At 59.5% G+C, this 4775-nt stretch carries 4 protein-coding genes; all 4 read right to left on the bottom strand.

Annotation, left to right across the window (positions count from 1 at the left end; genetic code table 11):
• Positions 1 to 235: 235 nt before the first annotated feature.
• Entirely contained in the window at positions 236 to 640 is a 405-nt protein-coding gene (locus tag BM345_RS29385; protein WP_093387357.1) for an HAD domain-containing protein, read from the bottom strand.
• 59 nt (positions 641 to 699) lie between these two features.
• Positions 700 to 957, bottom strand: a complete 258-nt coding sequence (locus BM345_RS29380) for a hypothetical protein (RefSeq protein ID WP_093387354.1) — start codon at positions 955 to 957, stop codon at positions 700 to 702.
• Between the two features lie 73 nt (positions 958 to 1030).
• Positions 1031 to 2677 (bottom strand): AAA family ATPase, encoded by a 1647-nt coding sequence (locus BM345_RS29375; RefSeq protein WP_093387351.1) that lies wholly within the window; start codon positions 2675 to 2677, stop codon positions 1031 to 1033.
• Between the two features lie 243 nt (positions 2678 to 2920).
• Entirely contained in the window at positions 2921 to 3355 is a 435-nt protein-coding gene (locus BM345_RS30010; RefSeq protein ID WP_139237680.1) for a hypothetical protein, read from the bottom strand.
• Positions 3356 to 4775: the final 1420 nt, after the last annotated feature.

The following is a 4775-nucleotide window of genomic DNA, read 5'->3' as shown; positions in this document are numbered from 1 at the left end:
CGGTCGCTGCGCGGCAAGCCGCTTCGGGCTACGCCCTACGCGCCTTGCCGCGCAGCGAGTGAAAGAAGACTTACACCACTTGCCGGGACATCAACGGCTCAGTTCTACTTCGGCGCGGACACCCAACGTCTGATGACACTCAGTGTCGCCACGTCAATCACTCCTGTGCTCCTGCCGCAAAAGGCAGCAGGTTAGGGTTCTTACGTGGGTCAGATTTAGATGGAAATCGCCGGGGTTAGTGGGTCACTTCTAGATGGAAATCAACAACGAGGTCGTCCAATGCGATCTGTAGCCGCCACGATGTGGCGATGACGATGCGCACGTCCACGGGGCTCGCGTCCAGCGCATCAGACAGGGCATGGGTACGTTCGAAGGGCACGCCCAGGTCGCAGTCGCCGTAGTTTTGTGCTTTCAGCAGCAGCGACGCAAGGAACTGGGTTCCATTGATCTCTCTCGAGCCAAGCATTTGGCATTGATCAGACCGCGGCCCGCAGAAGGCATGGTGCAAGACGCCGTCGAAGTCGAGTCCGAGGTATAGCGGGCGCTTGCCGGCCGAGCCGGTGCTGGGCACAGTCTTGCGCTCTGCATATGCCTCCAGAAATCGACTGAGATGCTTTTCGTCTAGCAGGTTGGTGTCCAATTGAGGATTCCTTCTGGGTGCTGATGGAGTTGGTGTGACGGGCGCCGCGTCCTTTGGCGCTACAGGCACTGCAGCCGGGCCAGCTCTCTACCGGCCGTGGACGTTCGTAAAGTCAATGCTCGAGCGCCATCAGGACTGGCCTTGGTGACTGGCTTGGCCTGATGCAGCCCCACAAGATTGCTGCGCGCCTGCTCGATGAGCATCTGACCAGCAGCGTCACGCGCAACTTCGCATCTCGCGGGCGTCTCGAACGGCTGCATGCTCACTTGCGGCCCTCCGAGTTGAAGCCAGGTCACGACAATGAGGACGCTGGTCATAGTGCGGCCTTCCTGCAATGACTCGACAGTCGATCCGCTTGTCCGGATCGCGCTTTGTTTTGGCCGTGGCACATCAGAGAAATCCGATCCTGAAGCGACCATGGGCAACCCCGGGCAACTGCTCCGACGACGTGAAGTGCTCTTCCCGCACGGCCGTGCACCCTGCTTCGAGCGCGCGTCCAATGGCCGCCAGGGAAAGCCTCTTGAATGTCCGAAGGCCTGTCCCGACATGGGCATCCAGGACTGCGTGCGGCACAGTCAGCTCGAACCCACCGAGCGACACATCGCCCACCACGCCAGCAAAGATCCGGCGCAGCAGTTCGCGCCTCTCGGCCGGCGTCGGCTCCTCGATCTCGAAGATCTGGACTCGACTCAGCAGGGGTGCCGGGATGCTCTCGGTCGAATTGGCCGCAAGGATCCAGCGCACGTAGCTGGCATCCAAAGGCAAACCGAGGAGTGCCTCGTCTGTGAACTTGCGCGCCGACCCGGCTTCGAGAAGGCTGTAGAGCGGCCCCAGCGGGCTGTAGCGTTGATCGCCGCCCGCTTTGTCCACTTCATCGAGGAAAACAACCGGATCGGCACAGGCGGGGAGCCCTTCGACGCCGAAGGCCAGGGTCTCGAAGAGCATTCCAGGTGCCGAGTTGGACCAGAAGGTCGAGGATCCGGCCAGGGTTGATCCGCTTTGGGCGCTCGCCATGTCGACTTTGAGTGCGGGCACGCCCAAGCATCGGCCTAGCGCGGACGCGAAGTGGCTCTTGCCCACCCCCGGCTTGCCCAGCAACAAGATGGGGGGCGGGCTTGCACGGCCACCTGCGGCCCGAATCGCCATCGCAGGCCGCAGGTTCTCGTCGATGCACTGCGAAAAGTTCGGATGCTGCTCGACCAGGTCATCCATGGCCGCCCGCCAGGAAGTCTGGGTCGATCCGAGCGGCCGCCACTCCCCGGACATGGTCAGCCTGAACAGCGTGTCGCGCATGCGCTCACGAACATCCTTGTCGCGCTCCTCCAGCAATTGAACGCGCGAGATCACGTCACGCAACTCGAAAAGCTGGACCTTCCCCTTGGTATCCCCGTCTGGCAAGACACCTCCGTGGCGCTCGATCCGTGCGGCGAACTCGGCCAATGCACCGGCACATAGGGCTTCGCAGGCAATGCATCTATGCCGCCCGGCAATACCGAGCGCCATGGCACCTATGTGCCCGCACCGCATGCACGTCAACTCCGCGGCGAATTTTTCCAAGACAGTCGTGGCGACCTGCGGCTGGGGCTCGGATTTCATTGGCTCGCCATCTGCCGAATCCAGTGGCGACCACAGAGTTTCTGCCGACTCCACCCCATGACGCTGCGCGTCAATGCGATCCTTTTGAAAGGATTTCTCCGACAATCGATCTGCACTCAACAATTCTGGAAATTTACTGCCTTCGTGTTGATCTCTGGATATGGATGCGATTTCCGCTGCAATATCTTGCATTTTCAAGATGAAGGTCTGGTGGATTACATCGCTGCCAGCCGACGCCATTTTTACATCCATCACCATTCGTTCATCTACTTGGACTTCAAATGGAATATCTTCTCGGGAGTGTGCGAGAGGCGCTTGTTGAGACCAAGATCCGGGGGCAAACTCCAATTGAGTTGACCTGAGCCAATCCAAAGGTTGCTGGCATTGCTCGAACGATTCTTCGTTCTCGAGATTTTTTGAGGTTCCGGATTTTGAACTCATGATTGCTTTGGGGCATCAAGTTGATGGGATGCGAGCCGACTAATGGACATTTGCTTCGAGTCGTTGCAGAAGCAAATTTAAAGTGCATGCGGTACTGATTCAAAAAAATCAGCATTCCCAACAAAGGCAACGGATGAGTGCGCCAGGTTTGACAAATTTTGGATACGCCGGGAAATGTGCTAGTTAGGACATCTTCGCCGGTCTTTGATCTGGCACCGGCGGCTGGCAAGGGCGTTTACTCGCTTATGCAACTGGCTTCATCGTCCGCATCCTGCCCTGTCCCTGAGGTTGGCCCATACGTCGATCGAGCCTTGCATCTTGTTCTTGCAGTAACGTGGGGATGAGGGCGAAAGTTCGATCCAAAAGTGAGCCTGGATAACGCCCTCGTGAACCTTGCAATAACGCCAGTTGATAACGCTCGCGCTGATCTGCTCCCTGCAGCTTGATTGTCGGAATCGTTGGAGCATCATTCGCGCCAAGATCAATCAAATTTAATTTGAACGCGCCATCAGAAATATCATTCAATTTCGCTCGGAATTGGAGCGGCGATGAAAAAATTTCAGACAATTCAACTCGCGCGTCAATGAATCGCCCTTGGTGCTTGATCAATCGACGGAGTTGATTTGCGATCATGGCCGTATACAGCGGTCTGCGAACTGCCAAAATCGGCATTTCCAAATGCGGCATCGTAATAGTTGGCTGGGTGTGCCATCAACGGGTCGGATTGATCACGGTTCATTCCGTTTTGAAATGCGATGCAGGAAGTGCCGTGCTTTTTTGGGGAGTGAGGCAGTCGTGGAGCAGCGGCCACTTGACTCGGGAAACTTCAAAGTGCATGCGCGCTAGTCGTGAGCGCATGCATGCGACAGGCTTCGGCCCGCGAATGAGTTTCCGCTGCCCATGCGTCTGCGAGCCAGTACCAGACTCAGGTGTCATTGGCCGATCGCCGTAAGCCGACATCGCTTCAATGACTATTGGTGCAGTAGTTGGAGTGCTGCACCGTGCAAATGATTGCGACTGCAGATCAAAGATTCGTGGGCGGACAGGAATTGAATCCTCGAAGCCCAGTTGGGTGCGCGATCTCGCCCACCGGCATTGCCGTGTACGCGAGGAGCCGTCTCGCCTCCAGCAGCAAGCAAGTGGTCGTCGAGGGGTTGAGCCAGCCGCTGCAACAGGGGTTGGAGTTCGAACGCCGTTGCTTCCAACTCTTGTTTGCGGACCCAGACAGGAGCGAGGGGATCCAGGCCAAGCTCGAAGGACGGCCAGCGCGTTTCGTGTAGCTCGGCAGCGCAGGCAGTCCGCCCTCCGGAGAGGCGTCGGCGTGGCGTCGAGCCCTTGAGGGATCAAGCCGCCGGTGATGCCGCCCCAGACCGCCTGCCCGTGGCGTGGGTCCCGCAGGCCGGCTGCGCGCGGTCCCCCCGCCCCTGTAAAGCAAGGGCGCGGGACCGGTTGTAGCGGCGACCGGGTCCGTACTGTTGACCGGCGCACGCGTCGACCGGTACCAAGCGACAGCGTCGAACCGGCACGCTGGACAGTCCGCCATGCGATCGGTCGTTTCCGGTTGCTGGATGGGCTCGCGTCATTGAAGGGCGCCTTGCAGCTTGCTTGCTGGAGGCGGTTCCAGTTCGCCAGCGGAGCCTGGCTATTGGATTCCGGTCGGCTGGAGGAGGAAGTGGGCCAGCGCGGGCAGCAGGATCAGTGCGCCCAGCATGTTCCAGAGAATCACTAAGGCGAGCAGCAGTCCCATGTCCGCCTGGAACTTGAGGCTGGCGACCCCCGCCCCGCATGCCGCCCGGGCGCATGCCACCTGCCCGGAACCCACCTCGATCTGGCCACGAGGCGCCAGCTTGTTCTGCGCCCACTACTGCGTGATCAACTGATCAACTGGCCCTAGAAGACTCCTCGCGCCGATGAGGTTCCAGGCTTCAAGCAAAGGCCGTTCGGAGCCGAGAAGGACGCCTGGCCCGCGGCTGCACCCAGGCATTCCGGCAGCATGGCAGCGATGGACTAAGCCGCTCGCGCGGCAGTTGCCTCGCCACCGCCGTGGTTGCTCGCAGGGTTTCTGGTTCTTGCCAAGTTGACGGCTGAGGCAATCCGC

It is taken from the genome of Variovorax sp. OV329 (assembly GCF_900114785.1).
GTDB lineage: Bacteria > Pseudomonadota > Gammaproteobacteria > Burkholderiales > Burkholderiaceae_C > Variovorax.
This window is presented reverse-complemented; position numbering and strand designations above follow the sequence as displayed.

Coding starts and splice junctions, on each gene's coding strand:
- BM345_RS29375 (WP_093387351.1), bottom strand. CDS start 2,677: ATGAGTTCAAAATCCGGAACCTCAAAAAATCTCGAGAACGAAGAATCG.
- BM345_RS29380 (WP_093387354.1), bottom strand. CDS start 957: ATGACCAGCGTCCTCATTGTCGTGACCTGGCTTCAACTCGGAGGGCCG.